The sequence below is a fragment of the uncultured Ruegeria sp. genome, assembly GCF_947489545.1.
Classification (GTDB): domain Bacteria; phylum Pseudomonadota; class Alphaproteobacteria; order Rhodobacterales; family Rhodobacteraceae; genus Ruegeria.
In genome coordinates this window covers 1-934 of sequence record NZ_CANLDZ010000075.1, presented here as the reverse complement: position 1 = coordinate 934, position 934 = coordinate 1, and the positions used below count along the sequence as shown (strand labels likewise).

1 protein-coding gene is annotated in these 934 nt (G+C 57.8%); it reads left to right on the top strand.

Going from position 1 to position 934, the window contains the following annotated elements:
- Positions 1 to 145: 145 nt before the first annotated feature.
- Entirely contained in the window at positions 146 to 343 is a 198-nt protein-coding gene (locus Q1B13_RS26815; protein WP_299085948.1) for a hypothetical protein, read from the top strand.
- Positions 344 to 934 lie beyond the last annotated feature (591 nt).

The following is a 934-nucleotide window of genomic DNA, read 5'->3' as shown; positions in this document are numbered from 1 at the left end:
CCTGAACTTGGCCGACAAGGCAGAACGCAAAGGCATCAAGGCAATGCGCGTTGACCCGCCCGCAAAACCGAAATCCTAAACCACGCAAAATAGCCGGGAGCACCACCCCCGGCTATTATCAACATTCCCGAAAGGACGAAAGCCAATGGTTAAATTCATCGCCGCCACCGTGACCTTAGACGAATTGGAACAAGCCGCAGTCCTCGCCGGGTTGCAACTCTTGCGGCAGGCAGGCAATGACCTGCCACCAGATATAGAAATGACCGCAACCGCCTGTTGTCAGTATCCCATACTGACCGCTCAAGAAATTGACATCTTGGTCGAAAAGATCGTCTGGCCATAAGTCAGGCCAGAGGGTCAGGGGATACGCGGCCCGGCGGCGGGGAAGGTAGTCCTGTAGCTGAGCGGGGCAGAGCGCCCCACACCGCCAACAGGACGGGTCGCTTCGCTCCGAGCGCCCGCAAAGCGCCCGCGGCCGCGAGTTACCCACAGACAAGTCGCTCTCTGCCTGATGAGTTCGCTTTGTTGTCTGCTCCGGTCGTCGAGATTACACCGCTTTCGGCAAGACTGCCGAAAGCGCTTTCTCCCAAGGTCGAAATCTCAACAACTGGATAACTCGCGGCCTGCGCAAACCAAGACGCTTTCACCCTCATTTCAAACCTATTCCAGATCCCGGCCGGGTAGGGGTGTCCCGCGCCAACCCGGCCCCTTCGGGTCCGCATTGCCGCAGGACTGGCGCTGCCGCGCGGGCCGCGGTTCCCAAGGGAACCGCGCATCCTTCGTGCCGGTGGTGGGAAACTTTCTCCAATATTGCGCCAGTTAGACTCCATTAGCGATTTGAAATTCAACGGGAATTTTGTGACTGGTGGTGGCGTTTTCTTGTCCTAAAAGGTTGGGAGTAATATGAGCAAATCCCGAGCCTGCAGCTCGGGAC

Bases quoted from the DNA above. Each gene is read 5' to 3' on its own strand.
- Q1B13_RS26815 (WP_299085948.1), top strand. From the start codon at position 146: ATGGTTAAATTCATCGCCGCCACCGTGACCTTAGACGAATTGGAACAA.